At 65.3% G+C, this 15,973-nt stretch carries 12 protein-coding genes; 7 read left to right on the top strand and 5 right to left on the bottom strand.

Going from position 1 to position 15,973, the window contains the following annotated elements:
* Positions 1–2: 2 nt before the first annotated feature.
* From ACFC2Y_RS08215 to ACFC2Y_RS08205, 3 genes are read left to right on the top strand one after another with little or no spacing between them, the layout of a single operon-like run.
* Positions 3–1,877 (top strand): HlyD family efflux transporter periplasmic adaptor subunit, encoded by a 1,875-nt coding sequence (locus ACFC2Y_RS08215; protein ID WP_375174972.1) that lies wholly within the window; start codon positions 3–5, stop codon positions 1,875–1,877.
* A gap of 7 nt (positions 1,878–1,884) precedes the next feature.
* On the top strand, positions 1,885–4,035 hold the full coding sequence (locus tag ACFC2Y_RS08210; RefSeq protein ID WP_375174973.1) for a PqqD family peptide modification chaperone: 2,151 nt from the start codon (positions 1,885–1,887) through the stop codon (positions 4,033–4,035).
* Positions 4,028–6,010 carry a translocase gene (locus ACFC2Y_RS08205; protein WP_375174974.1) on the top strand — a complete coding sequence of 661 codons (1,983 nt, stop codon included), beginning with the start codon at positions 4,028–4,030 and terminating at the stop codon, positions 6,008–6,010. Before ACFC2Y_RS08210 ends, ACFC2Y_RS08205 begins: the two co-directional genes overlap by 8 nt.
* A gap of 484 nt (positions 6,011–6,494) precedes the next feature.
* On the opposite strand, the gene ACFC2Y_RS08200 is transcribed toward ACFC2Y_RS08205, so the two are convergent.
* The 4 genes from ACFC2Y_RS08200 to ACFC2Y_RS08185 all read right to left on the bottom strand — a co-directional run bounded on the left by ACFC2Y_RS08200 (position 6,495) and on the right by ACFC2Y_RS08185 (position 10,061).
* The gene (locus ACFC2Y_RS08200; RefSeq protein ID WP_375174975.1) at positions 6,495–7,442 is read right to left on the bottom strand and encodes a Gfo/Idh/MocA family oxidoreductase; all 948 of its coding nucleotides are present in this window, start codon (positions 7,440–7,442) and stop codon (positions 6,495–6,497) included.
* 7 nt (positions 7,443–7,449) lie between these two features.
* Complete coding sequence (locus ACFC2Y_RS08195; protein ID WP_375174976.1) at positions 7,450–8,292, bottom strand: class III extradiol dioxygenase subunit beta; 843 nt, start codon at positions 8,290–8,292, stop codon at positions 7,450–7,452.
* On the bottom strand, positions 8,292–8,687 hold the full coding sequence (gene ligA / locus ACFC2Y_RS08190) for a protocatechuate 4,5-dioxygenase subunit alpha (RefSeq protein WP_375174977.1): 396 nt from the start codon (positions 8,685–8,687) through the stop codon (positions 8,292–8,294). Before ligA ends, ACFC2Y_RS08195 begins: the two co-directional genes overlap by 1 nt.
* A gap of 120 nt (positions 8,688–8,807) precedes the next feature.
* On the bottom strand, positions 8,808–10,061 hold the full coding sequence (locus ACFC2Y_RS08185) for a LysR family transcriptional regulator (RefSeq protein ID WP_375174978.1): 1,254 nt from the start codon (positions 10,059–10,061) through the stop codon (positions 8,808–8,810).
* Between the two features lie 113 nt (positions 10,062–10,174).
* On the opposite strand from ACFC2Y_RS08185, the gene ACFC2Y_RS08180 reads away from it, so the two are divergent.
* From ACFC2Y_RS08180 to ACFC2Y_RS08165, 4 genes are all read left to right on the top strand, one after another.
* Positions 10,175–10,909 (top strand): PIG-L deacetylase family protein, encoded by a 735-nt coding sequence (locus tag ACFC2Y_RS08180; RefSeq protein ID WP_375174979.1) that lies wholly within the window; start codon positions 10,175–10,177, stop codon positions 10,907–10,909.
* Positions 10,906–11,598: a 4-carboxy-4-hydroxy-2-oxoadipate aldolase/oxaloacetate decarboxylase gene (locus ACFC2Y_RS08175; RefSeq protein WP_375174980.1), complete on the top strand. Its 693-nt coding sequence runs from the start codon at positions 10,906–10,908 to the stop codon at positions 11,596–11,598. Before ACFC2Y_RS08180 ends, ACFC2Y_RS08175 begins: the two co-directional genes overlap by 4 nt.
* A gap of 76 nt (positions 11,599–11,674) precedes the next feature.
* Positions 11,675–12,703 carry a 4-oxalomesaconate tautomerase gene (locus tag ACFC2Y_RS08170; protein ID WP_375174981.1) on the top strand — a complete coding sequence of 343 codons (1,029 nt, stop codon included), beginning with the start codon at positions 11,675–11,677 and terminating at the stop codon, positions 12,701–12,703.
* Complete coding sequence (locus ACFC2Y_RS08165; RefSeq protein ID WP_375174982.1) at positions 12,700–13,587, top strand: amidohydrolase family protein; 888 nt, start codon at positions 12,700–12,702, stop codon at positions 13,585–13,587. Before ACFC2Y_RS08170 ends, ACFC2Y_RS08165 begins: the two co-directional genes overlap by 4 nt.
* A gap of 37 nt (positions 13,588–13,624) precedes the next feature.
* Here the strand turns inward: ACFC2Y_RS08165 and hemN are convergent, their stop codons facing one another.
* On the bottom strand, positions 13,625–14,980 hold the full coding sequence (gene hemN, locus ACFC2Y_RS08160) for an oxygen-independent coproporphyrinogen III oxidase (RefSeq protein WP_375174983.1): 1,356 nt from the start codon (positions 14,978–14,980) through the stop codon (positions 13,625–13,627).
* Positions 14,981–15,973 lie beyond the last annotated feature (993 nt).

Raw genomic sequence — 15,973 nt, 5'->3', positions numbered from 1 at the left:
GGATGACGGTATTCAGCGGCAATTCCGACCCACTTGTTTCCAGTCAGAATACAATCGCGCTTGACGCGTCTCTTTGGTCCTCTTTCGCGAACGCGAAAGGGGACCGCGCCTTTCTGACCAGCTGGCTGGCGCTGATCCTGTCCAAGGTGCCGCGCGCCTCTCTCGGGGTGATCCTGGAGCCGGACCTGGCCTCCGGCGCCTTCGTCCCCTCGGCCATCGCGCCGGACCCGCGCCGTGATTGCACCCATTTCAAGGATATCGCCGAAAAGGTCCTGACCTCGGCCCGGCCCGCCAGTGAAACGACCGAGGACGGGACGATCCTGGTGGCCTATCCCGTCCGGATCGAGGCCGCGCCCGTGGGCCGCGTCGTTGCGCTGGAGCTGAGGCAGGCCAACAAGGCGCAGGGGCAGGCGGCGCTGCGCGAGATCCACTGGGCGGGGGGCTGGCTGACCTCCAAGTCGTGGCAGAGCTTTGCGATCGACCAGACGCTTGGCATGCATCGCGCGGCGGTGGCGCTGGACCTGCTAGCGCTGACCTCCGAACATCAACGGCCTGAACCGGCCGCCGTGGCGATCATCAACGAGTTGCAGACCGTGATGAAGGCCGATCAGGTGTCGCTTGGCATGATCGTGCGCCGCCGCTCCTCGCCGCGTATCAAGCTGATGGCGATGAGCTATTCCGCCTGGTTCAAGAAACGCTCGGCCCTGGCCGAACGGATCGAGACGGCGATGGAGGAGGCCTATGACCAGAACGGATGTGTCGCGGTGCCGGCGCTGCCCTCGACGCAGCGGGCGATTGCCGTGGCGCATGAGGATCTGGTCAAGGCGGGGCGGACAGAGCATGTGCTGACCGCGCCCCTGCAGGACGAGAACGGGGCCGTCGGGGCGATCACGGTAGAGCGGCGCCGGGCGGATGCGCCCTTTGCCGACGAGGACATCCGCCTGCTGGAAAGCGTTGCCGCGCTGGTCGGGCCGGTGCTGGAGCTGAAACGCCGCAACCGGCGCTGGTTCGGCGGGCGGATCATCGACACGGTCGGCCATGCCCTGGGCGTGGTGCTGGGGCCTCGGCGGCTGAGCTGGAAGCTGCTGGCCATTGCGGTCATCGCGCTTGGCGTGGCGGCGGCGACGGTGCAGGGGCCGTTCCGAGTGACGGCGGATGGGGTGATGCGGGGGTCCGTGTTGCGCGCGGCCGTCGCGCCGTTCAACGGGTTCATCGAAACGGCATCGGTCCGCGCGGGCGATACGGTCGCGGCGGGGGATGTCCTGGCGGAGTTGGACGCCACCGACCTTCGGCTGGAGGAATTGCGCTGGCGGTCGGAGATCGACCGGCTGGAGGCGCAGCAACGGGATGCGCTGGCGCAGTATGACCGGCCCCAGGTGGCCTTCCTGGAGGCACAGATCGCCCAGGGGCGGGCGCAGCTGGATCTGGCGGTGCAACAGCTGTCGCGGACCCGGATCACCAGCCCGATCGACGGGTTGGTGGTGAACGGCGACCTCAGCCAGAAGCTGGGCGCGCCGGTGCAACCGGGGGAGTTGCTGTTCGAGGTGGCCCCGCTGGACGCCTTCCGGATCGACATCTACGTCGACGAGCGCGACCTGCGCTATGTCAGCGATGAGATGAGCGGCAATATCGCCCTCTCCGGCCGGCCGGACGAGGCGTTGCCTTTCGAGGTGACGCGCATCACCCCGGTGGCCGAGCCGCGCGATGGCAGCAATACCTTCCGGGTGGAGGCGGAGCTGACCACCCTGCCGACCTGGCTGCGGCCGGGGATGGAAGGGGTTGCCCGGATCGACGCGGGGCAGGAGCTGATGGCCTGGGTCTGGACGCGGCGGTTGATCAACTGGGTCCGGGAGACGGCCTGGACCTGGCAACCGTGAGGGCCCCATGGCGGACAGTTTCCTCTCCACCATCTGGTACCGCGTCGCCGAGCTGAAGCCGCGGCTGCGCGCCCATGTCTCCGTCCATCGTCATCGCTACCGGGGGCATCCCTGGTATGTGCTGCATGACCACGGGGCGGGGCGCATCCACCGTTTCACCCCCGGGGCCTATATGCTGATCGGCCAGTTCGACGGCGCAAGGACGGTGGACAGCATCTGGCAGCAACTGGCGGACAGCTATGACGAGGACGCGCCGAGCCAGGACGACGTGATCCAGCTGCTGTCGACCCTGCACCAGCAGGACCTGATCCAATACGAGGGCGCGCCGGATGTGGCCGAGCTGCTGGAGCGGTACAACAAGCAGTCGCGCCAGGTGATCAAGCAGAACCTGACCAATCCGATCTCGATCCGGGTGCCACTGTGGGACCCCAATGCCTTTCTCGACAAGACCCTGCCGGGGGTGCAGTGGCTTCTGGGCTGGTTCGGCCTGCTGCTCTGGTCGGTTGTCATCCTGGCCGGGGGCGCGACGGCCTTCCTCAACTGGGGGCGGCTGACGGAAAATTTCGCCGACCGCATCCTGGCGACGGAAAACCTGCTGATCACCCTTGTCACCTATCCGCTGCTCAAGGCGCTGCACGAGCTGGCGCATGGCTATCTGGCCAAACGGCGCGGGGCGGAGGTGCGGGAGATGGGGATCATGTTCCTGGTCTTCTTCCCGGTGCCCTACGTCGATGCCTCAGCCGCGGCGGCCTTCCGCAACAAGTGGCATCGTGCGTTGGTCAGCGCGGGGGGCATCCTGATCGAGACCTTTGCTGCCGCCGTGGCGGTGATGATTTGGGCCAATGCGGAGACGGGGCTGGTCTCGGCCCTGGCGTTCAACGTGATCATGGTGGGCGGTTTGTCGACGATCATCGTCAACGGCAACCCGCTGCTGAAGTTTGACGGGTACTACATCCTCAGCGACCTGATCGAGATCCCGAACCTGTCGGACCGCGCGACGAAATTCTACGGCCACCTGATCCAGCGCTATGTCTTCGGTGCGAAACAGATGCGCGAAAAGACCGCCACCACGGGTGAAAAGGTCTGGTTCGTGCTCTATGCGCCTGCGGCCTTCGTTTATCGGATGTCGGTGATGATCGGGATCGCGACGCTGGTGGCGACGAAGTATTTCATCGTCGGGGTCTGCATCGCGCTCTGGTCGGTGTTCAACGCGCTGGTGAAGCCCTCGTTCAAGCATATCCGGCATGTGCTGACCTCGCCCAAGCTGCGCAAGGTGCGGCGGCGGGCCAAGGCCTGGACCTTCGGGACGATCGCGGTGCTGCTGGCCGCGATCGCGCTGATCCCGATGCCGCTGCGCACGGATAGCGAGGGGGTCGTCTGGCTGCCCGACAACGCCCATGTGCGGGCGGAGACATCGGGCTTCGTGCGGCAGATCCGGGCGACCCGTGGGGCGGAGGTGGCGCAGGCCGCGCCCTTGCTGGACCTGACAGAGCCCTCGCTGGACTCGCGCATAACGGCGATGGAGGCGCGGGTGCGCGAGATGTCCCTGCGGGTCGTCGCGGCGGAGGTGAAGGACCGCCGAGCGCTGGTGGTGGCCCGGCTGGAACTGTCGGAGGCCGAGGCGGAGCTGGAGCGTGAACGCAAGCGGCGGCACGACCTCGCCCTGCGTGCCCCGCGCGAAGGCCGGTTCGAGACGGTGATGCCGCTGGATGATCTGCCCGGGCGCTACCTGCAGGAGGGCGATCTGGTCGGTTATGTCCTACCCGATCACGCGACGGAGGTGCGGGTGGTGGTGCCGCAGGATGACATCGCCCTGGTGCGCGACCGGGTTGACAAGGTGGAGCTGGTGCTGGCCGGGCGGGCGGAGGAGAAATACGAAAGCCGCGTGTTGCGCGCGGTGCCGACCGGTGTGAATGAACTGCCCAGCCCGGCGCTTGGCCAGATGGGAGGCGGGCGGCATGTGACAAACCCTGGCGATCAGGAGGGGCTGCAGACGCTGGAGCCGATCTTCGTCTATGACATCGCCCTGCCGGACACACTGCGGACCGCGCCCTTTGGCGCGCGGGTGCTGGTCCGGTTCGATCATGGGCATGAAACCATCGCTCAACAGGGCTTCCGCCGCGCGCGCCAGCTGTTCCTGAGGCGGTTCGGTGCCTGAGGCGCGGGGGCTCCTCGGCTTTGGCGGGCCACGGCTGGGCACGGCGCCCTACAAGGAGCTGGCCGATCCGATCAACAACGCCGTGGATCGCTGGCTGGAGCGGCAGCTGGGCCGCATCCTGGCGCATACGCCCTTCACCCGGCTGCGCCTGCGTCTGGCGGCCTGGCGGGTGCTGCGGCTGCAATCCACCTTTGAAAGCTGGGAGGACGACGCCCTGCGCAACGAGGCGGAGCGGCTGCGCCCGGCGCTTTTGCGCAACGAGATGGCGGAGCCGGAGCTGACCCGCGCCTTCGCCCTGGTGCGCGAGGTCAGCTGGCGGACCTTGGGCAAGCGGCATTACCCGGTGCAGCTGATGGGCGCACGGGCGCTCTTCGAGGGGCGGATGGTGGAGATGGCCACGGGAGAGGGCAAGACCCTGACCGCCACGCCCGCCGCCGTGGTCGCGGCCCTGGCCGGACTGCCGGTGCATGTCGTCACGGTCAATGACTACCTCGCCGCACGGGATGCGGAGGAGAACACGCCGATCTTCGATTTCTTCGGCCTCTCCATCGGGATCATCGACAGTGACATGGACCCGCAGGCCAGGAAAGAGGCCTATGGCTGTCATATCACCTATGTCTCCAACAAGAACCTGACCTTCGATTACCTGCGCGACCGGATTTCCCTGCAGCACCGCCGCGCCGCGGCCCGGCGGCGGACACTGGACTATCTGTCGGGCGGACGGGGCGGGGATCTGATGCTGCGTGGGCTGGCCTTCGCGATTGTCGACGAGGCGGACAGCGTCTTTGTCGACGAGGCCAAGACGCCGCTGATCCTGTCCTCCTCCGCCGACGATCCGGAGGCCAATGCGATCTACGGGCAGGCGCTGGAGATGGTGCGGCAGTTGCAGATGCCGCAGCACTACAAGATAGACCATATGAACCGCCAGATCACGCTGGAGGAGGCGGGCAAGACGCGGTTGGCGCAGCTGGCCGAGGATCTGCCGGGGATTTGGCAGATCCGCAAGGCGCGCGAGGAACTGGGGCGGCAGGCGCTGTCGGCGCTGTGCCTCTTCGAGCATGGCAAGGATTACATCATCGTCGATGACTCGATCCAGATCGTGGACGAATACACCGGGCGGGTGATGGCGGATCGTAGCTGGCAGGGCGGGCTGCACCAGATGATCGAGGCCAAGGAGGGGGTGGAGATCAGCGGCCAGAAATACACGCTGGCCCGGATCACCTATCAGCGGTTCTTCCGGCGCTATGTCCGGCTGGCGGGGATGACGGGGACCGGGACGGAACTGGCCGGGGAATTCCTCGATACCTTCGGCCTGCCCACGGTGCGCATCCCGCGCAACCGGCGTCTGCTGCGGCGTCACCTGCGAACGGTCTATCTGCGGACCGAGGCCGCCAAGTGGGAGCGGCTGGCCAAGCGCGTCGTGGCGCTGCACAAGACCGGGCAGCCGGTGCTGATCGGCACCCGCTCCGTCGAGGCGAGCGAGGCGGCGGAGGCGGCGCTGCGGGCGCGGGGGCTGGAGCCTGCGGTGTTGAATGCGCGTCAGGATGCGGAGGAGGCGGCGATTGTTTCGGTTGCGGGTCAGCCGGGGGCGATCACCGTGGCGACCAATATCGCCGGGCGTGGCACGGATATTCACCTGGGCGAAGGCGTGCGCGAGATGGGCGGGCTGCATGTGATCCTGACGGAATTTCACGAAAGCAGCCGGATCGACCGTCAGCTATATGGCCGGGCCGGGCGGCAGGGCGATCCCGGATCGACCGAAGCAATCGTCAGCCTCGAGGACGAATTATTTCACCGTTTTTCAAAGACCTGGCTGCGGGTTTGCAAGGTGGTCAAAACTCCGGGCCTGTGCGAGCGGATGCGCAAATCCGCCCAGGCAAAGGCGGAGCGGGAACATGCGCTGACCCGGCGCGAACAGACCAAACTGGACAAGGAAATGGAGAAGAGCCTGGCCTTCACCGGCCGGGCGGAGTGATCGGACGGCGCGGGTGATTTAGTGGCCTGGCCTGCGATCAGGCCGGAATATCGAGGTCGGTATTACGTCGGTATTTTGTCGGTGGATGGTCGGTGGGGCAGTTTGCAGTGTCAGACGGCTGTGAAGCCTGCTTTGCTCTACACCGATCACAGGTCCCGCCCGGCGGCACCGCCCGTTGCCCGACAGTCGATTTCCCGAAATCGAGGAGAGGGTGCCGCCCCCGTCGCACCAGAGGTGCGCCGTCAATAGCTGGCACGCCTTTCGCGCGACGGCGGCCGCTTTGCGTCGACCTACACACGACCGTCGACCAATTCTAGGGCCAAAAGCAGGGCCAGTTGAAGATGACACCGATCATGGGTCCCGCCCGGCGTTTACGCCGGGCAGCGGCCGTCCGCCCCCCTGGGCGGCCGCTTCGCGTCCCCCCGCGGACCGCCGCTGCCCTTTGCGCGGACCCGCAGAGGACTGCCCCCGTGGGGTACTCGACTCACGACATCGACTTTTCGATCCGGTCCAGCGTTTCCATCGCGGAGAGGACATCGGCGACGGAGCTGTTGGGCACCCGCTTTTCGGTGATGGCCGAGATGAACTCCCGGTCGATCAGCTCGATGCCGTTGTCGGAGACAGCGACGCCGGAGAGGTCGATCTTGTTCTCGTTGCCGTCGTAGAGGTCGTCATAGCGGGCGAGGTAAGTGCCGTTGTCGCAGATGTAGCGGAAGAAGGTGCCGAAGGGGCCGTCGTTGTTGAAGGACAGCGAGAGGGTGCAGATCGCGCCGTCGGCGGCCTTCATGCCGATGGCCATGTCCATGGCGATGCCGAGGTCCGGATGGGGCGGGCCCTGCAGGCCGAAGGCTTCGACCGCCTGGCCGCCGGTCTGGTACTGGAACAGATCGACCGTGTGGCAGGCGTGGTGCCAGAGCAGGTGATCCGTCCAGCTGCGCGGTTCGCCCTTGGCGTTGGTGTTGGTGCGGCGGAAGAAATAGGTCTGCACATCCATCTGCTGGACCTTCAGCTCGCCCGCGTCGATCTTGTTGCGGATCCACTGGTGCGAGGGGTTGAAGCGGCGGACCTGGCCGGCCATGGCGGTGAGCCCGGTTTCTTCCTGCTTGGCCACGATGGCGCGGCTGTCGGCGAGGCTGTCGGCCATCGGGATCTCGATCAGCACGTGCTTGCCCGCGTCCATGCAGGCGAGCGCCTGTTCGGCGTGCAACTGGGTCGGGGTGGAGAGGATCACCGCGTCGACGTCATCCCGAGCGAGGCATTCCTCCAGCGTGGTGGCGGCATGCGGGATGCCGCGGTCCTGTGCCAGGCCCTCGATCTTGGCCTTGGTGGGGCCCATGACGGAGGTGACCTCTGCCTCCTCGATCTGGGCGAGGGCGTCGAGGTGTTTCAGGCCGAAGGCGCCATAGGCGCCTGCTACGCAAATCCGCATCATCAAATCCTCAGGTCTTGTTTTCCAGAATGATATGGCCGACGGCCGTGTTGGAGGCGGGAACATGATAGTGCCGGTGCACCTCTGTCACCTCGTCGTCCAGCGCGCCGCGCATGACGTGCCACATGACCATTTCGACCCCTTCGGAGCCCGCCTCGCGCAGGTATTCCACGTGCGGCATCTGGGACAGGCCGACGGGGTCGGAAGTCAGGCGGTCCAGGAAGGACTTGTCCCATTCAGGGTTGATCAGGCCGGCGCGCTTGTACTGCAACTGGTGGCTCATCCCGCCGGTGCCGAAGATGACGACGTTGAGATCCTCGTCAAAGCTTTCGATGGCGCGGCGGATCGCCTTGCCCAGCTGGAAGCAGCGGTTGCCGGTCGGGGCGGGGTACATGACCACGTTGACGGCGAGGGGGATGACCAGCGCGGGCCATTCCTCGGGCTGGCCGTACATGACCGACAGGGGGACGGTCAGGCCGTGGTCGACCTCCATCTCGTTCATGATTGTGATGTCAAATTCGTCCAGGATCAGCGACTGGGCGATATGGCTGGCCAGTACGGGGTGGTTTTTCACCACCGGGACGGGGCGGGGGCCCCAGCCTTCGTCGGCGGGCTGGAATTCGGGCGCGCAGCCAAGTGCGAAGGTCGGGATGATGGAGCTGTCGAAGGCCGTGCAATGGTCGTTGTAGACCAGGAAGATCACGTCCGGGTTGGCTTCCTTCATCCATTCGCGGGATTTCTCGAACCCGGCGAAGACCGGTTTCCAGTAATCCTGTTCGGTGATGCCGGTGTCCATTGCCACACCGATGGCGGGGACGTGGCTACAGCCCACGCCTGCGGTAATGCGTGCCATTACTCTTTCTCCCATTCGCTCTTGTAGCGGTTGCCCTCGATCGAGCGGCCCCCGTTGAGCATCATTTCGCGGTAGGGCTCGACGCCCATGCCTGTCATCAGCCCGGCCAGGTTCTGGAAATTGATCCCGTCGAAGGCGGCGAGTTTCGACGTGTAGTAGATGTTGCCGCCCAGTTCGAGCATGCGGTTCCAGTCGCGGTCGCGGATCGACTGCTTCTGTTCCTCGGTCATCGGGTATTTGGCGAGGTAGGCTTCGGGGTCTTCGCGGAAGGCATCGCGGCCCTTGGCCTTGCCGAGCGAGATGCAGAACTGGTTCAGGTGATACCCGATCCGCGCCCGGTCGGCGTCGAACACGAACGTGCCCGGAATATCCTCATAATCCTTCTTGATCGACATTCGATGACCTCCTTGTCGGTGCATTCGCCTTGTCCTGCGCATAGCCCGATCTGTTGCAGGAGTATAGCGAGGGTGACTCTGATCTGCGAATTCGAATGCGGGTTCCGATATTCGAAAATGTTATATTGAGGTTGGTGCGGGGACGGTGGCGGTGCTGCGGCGGATGATGTCGAGGAAGCGGCGCTGCACCGGGGTGGGGGACCAATTCTTGCGGAAGGTCAGGCCGATGGTGCGTTCCGATCCCGGCAAGTCGACGGGCAGGCGGATCAGCGCGCCCATTTGTTCATCCACCTCGACCTGACGGACCGAAGCGATGGAGATGTAATTGCCCCGAGCCAGCAGCCCGCGCAGCAGGACGAGGGAGCTGGAGACCGCGCGGACGGGGGTGTTGGGCAGGTGTTGGATGCCGAGCGTATCGAAGAGGTAGGCGCCGGAGGGGGAGGTCCGGGGCGGGGCGACCCAAGGATAGGCGAGCGTGTCCTGCAGGGCGATCCGGTCGCGACCGGCCAGCGGGTGATCGGGGGCGGCGACGACGGCGAGGCGGTCGACGAAAAGCTCCTCCTGCTCGATGTCGCTGGCGGGCGGGGGGAAGCGCAGGGCGCCGATCAGGCAGTCCAGCGTGCCGAAGCGCAGGTCGTGCAGCAGGGTGGCATAGCGGGCGTCGACGCAGTTGACCTGCACGGCGGCGCCTTCGGCGCGGATCATCTCGTCAATGGCGGCGGGCAGGATCGTGGCGCGCGACAACGGCAGGGAGCCGATGTTGATGGTGGTCACGTCGCGGCCCAGCAACTCGTTGATCTCGAACATGGCCTGGCGGAATTCGCTGGCGGCGAGGCGCAGTTGCTGGGCGAAGGCCTCGGCCGCGGCGGACAGGATCACGCCGCCGCGGGTCTGTTCGAAAAGGTCGAAGCCGGCGAGGGCCGACAGATCGCGGGCGGCGCGGTGGATGCCGGGTTGCTTGACGCCCAGTTCATTCGCGGCCTGGCTGAAGCTGCCGGCGCGGGCGATGGCGAGCAGGGCGCGGACCTGCACCGGGGTGCAGAGCGTGTAGAAGGATTTCAGCGGGCGGCCGGATTTGGGCCGGGGCGCGCGGCGGCGGGCCAGGCTGTCGCCGCGGCGGAGGTGTTCGAGGATGCGGTCGAGACGGCGTTCGAAGAGGGTCCCGGCCTCGGTCGGGAACATGCCGGTCGGGCGACGGTCAAAGAGGTCCACGCCGAGCAGGGCCTCGATCTTGGCGAGCGACTGGGTCGCGGCAGGCTGCGAGACATGGACGACATCGGCGGCGGCCCCGATGCGACCGTGTCGAAATACCTCCCGAACCACGCAGAGGTACCGGATATGGGGAAGTTCGGGGGTGTTTTCGGGTGCCAGCATTTGACGGCTTATAACGAAATCAAATTCGGTTTGCCATCAATCGAAATGGTGATCCCCGCCGGATTTCAGCTAAGCTTCGTCCAGCTTCATGAGGCATTTTGGGAGGCACTCGAATGACTGAGAACAAGACGGCGCTGGTAATCTCCGCGCATGCGGCGGATTTCGTGTGGCGGTGCGGCGGTGCGATCGCGCTGCATCAGGAACTGGGATACAATGTGACGGTGGTCTGCCTGTCCTTCGGCGAGCGCGGGGAAAGCGCGCGGCTGTGGAAAGAGGGCAAGAGCCTCGACGAGGTGAAGGCGATCCGCAAGTCGGAGGCCGAGGGATCGGCCGAGGCGCTTGGCGTGCATGACATCAAGTTCCTCGACATGGGGGACTATCCTCTGCGGTTCACCGAGGACTACGAGAACAAGGTCGTGGACATCATCCGCGATGTGCAGCCGAAGTTCATGTTCTCCCACTCGAAATGGGACCCCTACAACACCGACCACATGAAGACGACGGAGTTCGCCCTGACCTGCCGCATGATCGCGCAGGCCTGGGGGCACAACCCGGGTCAGAAGGTTCTGGGCGCGCCGCAGATGTATCTGTTCGAGCCGCACCAGACGGAGCAGATGCAGTGGAAGCCGAATGTCTTCCTCGACATCACCCCGGTCTGGGAAAAGAAGAAGGCCGCGATGGAATGCATGAACGGGCAGGTCCATCTGTGGGACTTCTACACCCGCGTCGCGCAGCAACGGGCGAACCATTTCAAGCGCAACTCCGGCGGGATGGCCGGGGGGCGGGATTGCAAATACGCCGAAGGCTTCGAGAGCATCTTCCCCTTTGTCATGGACGAACTGGTATGAGCTATCCGATAGGCACACAGGGCGTTGTCGTCCAGAATATCGAACGGGCCGATCAATCGGTGATCGACGGGCTGGCCGAATGCGGCGTGGCCACGGTGCACGAGGCGCAGGGGCGCAAGGGGCTGCTGGCGGAGTACATGCGGCCGATCTATCCCGGCGCGCGGGTCGCGGCGAGTGCGGTGACAATTTCCGCGCCACCCTGCGACAACTGGATGATCCATGTCGCGATCGAGCAGATCAAGGCGGGGGATATTCTGGTGCTGGCGCCGACCTCGCCGTCGAATGCGGGGTATTTCGGCGATCTGCTGGCGACCTCGGCCAAGCATCGCGGGTGCAAGGGGCTGATCATCGACGCGGGCGTGCGCGACGTGCGCGACCTGACGGAGATGGATTTCCCGGTCTGGTCCAAGGCGATTTTTGCGCAGGGGACGATCAAGGAGACGCTCGGGTCGGTGAACGTGCCGGTTGTCTGCGCGGATGAGCTGGTGAACCCCGGGGACATCATCGTCGCGGATGACGATGGCGTCTGCGTCGTGCGGCGTGAAGAGGCGGCCGACGTGCTGGAGAAGGCGCGGGCACGGGAGGCCAACGAGGCGTCCAAGCGGGCGCGGTTCGAGGCCGGGGAGCTGGGGCTTGATATCTACGACATGCGCGGGCGGCTGGCTGAGAAGGGTCTGAAGTATGTCTGAAGCAATCACAGCGGAAGTGGGCACCGGTTCCGCGTCCGGGATTGCGGAAAGCGAAAAAAGTTACCGGGCAATGTGGATGCGGGGCGGGACGTCCAAGGGCGGGTATTTCCTGCTGGACGACCTGCCTGCGGATGTGGCCGCGCGCGATGCCGCATTGCTGGGGATCATGGGGTCGCCCGATATCCGTCAGATCGACGGGATGGGCGGCGCCGACCCGCTGACCTCCAAGGTGGCGGTTGTGTCGACGTCCGCGCGTGAAGGCGTGGATGTGGACTACCTGTTTTTGCAGGTTTTTGTGGATCAGGCGATTGTCACGGATGCGCAGAACTGCGGCAATATCCTTGCCGGTGTCGGGCCTTTTGCGATTGAGCGGGGGCTGGTCGCGGCGCAGGACGGGGTGACGCCGGTGACGATCTATATGAAGAATACCGGCCAGGTCGCGGTGGCGCAGGTTCAGACGCCTGCGGGCCGTGTGTCCTATAAGGGCGAGGCTCGGATTGACGGGGTGCCGGGCGGTGCCGCGCCGGTGCCGATCGAGTTCAAGGATACGGCCGGGTCCAGCTGTGGCGCGTTGTTGCCGACGGGGAACGTGTCGGACGTGGTCGAAGGCGTCGAGGTGACGATGATCGACAACGGGATGCCCTGTGTCGTCATGCGGGCCTCGGACATGGGGATTTCGGGCGAGGAGAGCCCGGAGGAGCTGGAAGGCAATGCGGCGCTGCGGGAGAAGCTGGAAGCGATCCGGCTGCTCTGCGGGCCGATGATGAACCTCGGCGATGTGCGCGAGAAGTCGGTGCCGAAGATGACCATGGTCAGCGCACCGCGCGACGGCGGGGCGATTGCGACGCGGACCTTCATTCCGCATCGCTGCCACAAGACAATTGGCGTGCTGGGCGCGGTGAGTGTCGCGACGGCCTGCCTGATCGAGGGGGCCGTGGGCTATGATCTGGCTGCGCGGGGCGAGGGGGCGGAACGTAGCCTTGCGGTCGAACATCCGACGGGCGAGATGACGGTGGTGGCGCGGCTGAACGAGGCCCGAGAGGTGACAAGCGCGGCGATCCTGCGGACGGCGCGCAAATTGATGGACGGGGAGGTCTTCGTATGAGCGAGATACAGACGATGGATGCGGATTGGCTGGAATTTCATCCCGATCCGAAAGTGCCGGATTTCAAGCTGCCCGAGGGGGCGGTGGATGCGCATTGCCATGTCTTTGGCCCCAGCCCCGAGTTTCCCTTTGCGCCGGAACGGAAGTACACGCCCTGCAATGCGGGCAAGGATCAGCTTTATGCCCTGCGCGATCACCTGGGGTTTGCGCGCAATGTGATCGTGCAGGCGACCTGCCACGGCAAGGACAACAGCGCCATGGTCGATGCCTGCCGGACGGCGGGGGACCTGGCGCGGGGGATTGCCTCCGTCGGGGCGGAGATCACCGAGGCGGAGATCGCCGAGATGGACGCGGCGGGGGTGCGCGGGGTGCGCTTCAACTTCGTCAAGCGGCTGGTGGATTCGACGCCGCAGGAGGTCTTTCTGACCATCGCCGACAAGATCAAGGCCTTCGGCTGGCATATCGTGGTCTATTTTGAAGCGCAGGATCTGGAGGAACTGGAGCCGTTCTTGAAAAAGCTGCCGACGACGCTGGTGGTGGACCATATGGGGCGCCCGGATGTGACCAAGGGTGTCGATCACCCGGATTTCCAACGCTTCATCCGCCTGATGGAAGAAAACGAGACGATCTGGTCCAAGGTCACCTGCCCGGAGCGGCTGACCAAGGCCGGGCCGCCCTATGACGACGTCGTTCCGTACCCTGCTGCCATTGTCGACCGGTTCCCCGACCGTGTCCTCTGGGGCACGGACTGGCCACATCCGAACATGAAATCGCACATGCCCGACGACGGCGCGCTGGTCGATTTCATCCCCCGGATCGCTCCGGCGCCCGAACAGCAGCAGAAACTGCTGGTCGACAACCCGATGCGTCTCTACTGGGCGTGATCTGCTGGCGGGGGCCGTCGCGTCCGGCGCGATTCCGTCACGACGCCTGACTGTAGCGCACGCCGTCGGGCACATGGGCGTCGAAGGCGCTGGCGATGATCCGGGTGAGAGGGCGGCCGGTGGGGCGGATCTCCAGCGCGGTGTCGCTCATGCGGACGTAATCGCCGAAGCGTTCGGCGACGGTGGCCATGACGGGATCGAGCGTGGCGGCGAGGGGGCCGAAACGGTCCTTCAGCTCCTGCCGGTCGAGGCGGAAGTCGCACATGATCATCTCGATCGCGCGGGCGCGGAGGAGGTCGTCGTCACTCATCACATGGCCACGGGCGCCGGCGAGGGTCCCGGCCTCGATCCGCTGGATATAGGCGGCGGTGGCCGGGGCGTTCTGGAGGTAGCCGGTCGGCAGGCGGGAGATCGAGGACGCGCCGAGGCCGATCAGGGTGGGGCAGGTGTCGTCGGTATAGCCCTGGAAGTTCCGCCGGAGGTGGCCGGTGCGGGCGGCGCGGGCGAGGCCGTCATCGGGCAGGGCGAAGTGGTCGATCCCGATGCTGTCGAAGCCCGCATCGGAAAAACGGAGCGCGGCGTGGTTGGCGAGCGCGTAGCGGGTGAGTTCCCCGGGCAGGGCCTCTTCGTCGATCAGCTGCTGGCGTTTGGAGACCCAGGGCACGTGGGCATAGCCGAAAAGCGCGACGCGGTCGGGGGCGAGGTCCAGCACCTTGCTGACCGTGTCATCCAGCCGGGCGATATCCTGATGCGGCAGGCCGTAGACCAGATCGGCGTTGAGAGAGGTGATCCCGGCGGCGCGCAGGTCGTCGACACAGGCTTTGGTGATGTCGAAGGGCTGGATGCGGCCGATGGCCTCCTGCACCTGGGGGTCGAAATCCTGGATGCCGAGGGAGGCGCGGGTCATCCCCTCCGCCGCGAGGGCGGCGATCTTGTCGCGGTCGACCATGGTCGGGTCGATCTCCACCGAGAACTCCCAGCCCCCGGTCTGGGGGATCACCGATTTGACCGCCCGGGCGAGGCGATGGATCAGATGCGGGGGCAGGATGGTCGGGGTGCCGCCGCCCCAGTGCATCCGCCCCATGCGCAGCCCCCGGGGCAGAATGTCGGCCAGCAGCGCCAGCTCCTGCTCCAGCGTGCCGATATAGCTTTCCACCGGCGAGAGGGTCTTCGTCCCCTGCGTCCGGCAGGCGCAGAACCAGCAGAGGCGTTCGCAGAAGGGGATATGCAGATAGACGGAGACGGGTTCGCCCGGGTCCAGCGCCGCGAGGTCGCGGGCCTGGTCCGCCGCGCCGACCTGTGGCGAGAAGACGGGGGCCGTGGGATAGGAGGTGTAGCGGGGCACCCGGGCGTCGAAGAGGCCGAGGGATCTGAGGCGGTCGATCTGTTTCATGTCTCCGCTATGTCCCTTTTGGCCGGGGGTGACTTTGAGCAGGATCAATTGGCGGCGGATCGGTGGATTTTTTGGGGGGCTGTCCGCAATCCGTGCCGGTGCGTTTCGGTTTTTTGCGGAAGGGCCTGTATCCCCTGGCAGGCGGTCTCGAGCCCGTCGTGGTGGGCAACAGGCCAGGCAGGCGAGGGGCCTCAGGATGCCATCAGATCCGGAACGTGACCCCGCGCCACGCCCGCTAGAAAAAGGTCATCAAGCCCGGCGGCGGGCCCGCCACGAAGACCCCCGGCGGCGCCATCCGCTGGCGGGACTGTGCTGGCGGGACTGCGCCCGGCGGAGATTGTCCGTGCATCGCAGACGAGGTGTCGCGTAGGGGGCTGGTTTGGGGGCAAGTTGCTGATTTGGTGGACAGTGCAGCACTCTACGGCGTGGCGGAAAGCTGACTTTCGCTGCGCCTTCACAGGCGTCAGCAATGCGAAGAAAAGCGGCCTTTCAGTTCTCCGCATTGGTGGGCGAGGGGGCGCAGGAGTGGACCGGCATACGCGCGGTAGGCCCGGCACGACGATTACAATCACCACTGCCCCCACGCGAACGTCAAAGGCTTCAGCCCGTAGAGGCATCACCAACTGACAATAGAGGGCCAAAGCCTGAATAGAGCGAGCTAAAAAACGTGGAACCCTCGAGACGCACATCAAAGATATCCCGTTTCCTGAAACTATCGCGTTGTTGCGGTCACGAGGAGCATCAACTACTATATGTAGAGTTTTGTCTGCTCCCGAGGTAAATATGCCTAAGAAAATTCTGACGGTAGGTTTTCAACTGGCTACTGAAAGTGCCGAAACAGCAGACTTTCGTGATAGAACGTCACTCCTAGGTAGTGTTGACAAAAAGGATTCACAGGGCGGACTAATCGTGATTCAAGCTGATATCTGCGATGGAGACCAGCTTGGCACGAGACCTGATGTCGGACGAGGAGTGGGCGTTCTTTGAGCGGTT

Source organism: Pseudooceanicola sp. (assembly GCF_041987405.1).
Taxonomy (GTDB): Bacteria; Pseudomonadota; Alphaproteobacteria; order Rhodobacterales; family Rhodobacteraceae; genus Pseudooceanicola.
This window is presented reverse-complemented; position numbering and strand designations above follow the sequence as displayed.

Excerpts from the sequence above, each read along its gene's own strand:
- ACFC2Y_RS08195 (WP_375174976.1), bottom strand. The coding sequence starts at position 8,292 with ATGGCACGCATTACCGCAGGCGTGGGCTGTAGCCACGTCCCCGCCATC.
- hemN (WP_375174983.1), bottom strand. The coding sequence starts at position 14,980 with ATGAAACAGATCGACCGCCTCAGATCCCTCGGCCTCTTCGACGCCCGG.
- ACFC2Y_RS08185 (WP_375174978.1), bottom strand. The coding sequence starts at position 10,061 with ATGCTGGCACCCGAAAACACCCCCGAACTTCCCCATATCCGGTACCTC.
- ACFC2Y_RS08215 (WP_375174972.1), top strand. The coding sequence starts at position 3 with ATGACGGTATTCAGCGGCAATTCCGACCCACTTGTTTCCAGTCAGAAT.
- ligA (WP_375174977.1), bottom strand. The coding sequence starts at position 8,687 with ATGTCGATCAAGAAGGATTATGAGGATATTCCGGGCACGTTCGTGTTC.
- ACFC2Y_RS08210 (WP_375174973.1), top strand. The coding sequence starts at position 1,885 with ATGGCGGACAGTTTCCTCTCCACCATCTGGTACCGCGTCGCCGAGCTG.
- ACFC2Y_RS08165 (WP_375174982.1), top strand. The coding sequence starts at position 12,700 with ATGAGCGAGATACAGACGATGGATGCGGATTGGCTGGAATTTCATCCC.
- ACFC2Y_RS08175 (WP_375174980.1), top strand. The coding sequence starts at position 10,906 with ATGAGCTATCCGATAGGCACACAGGGCGTTGTCGTCCAGAATATCGAA.
- ACFC2Y_RS08180 (WP_375174979.1), top strand. The coding sequence starts at position 10,175 with ATGACTGAGAACAAGACGGCGCTGGTAATCTCCGCGCATGCGGCGGAT.
- ACFC2Y_RS08200 (WP_375174975.1), bottom strand. The coding sequence starts at position 7,442 with ATGATGCGGATTTGCGTAGCAGGCGCCTATGGCGCCTTCGGCCTGAAA.
- ACFC2Y_RS08170 (WP_375174981.1), top strand. The coding sequence starts at position 11,675 with ATGCGGGGCGGGACGTCCAAGGGCGGGTATTTCCTGCTGGACGACCTG.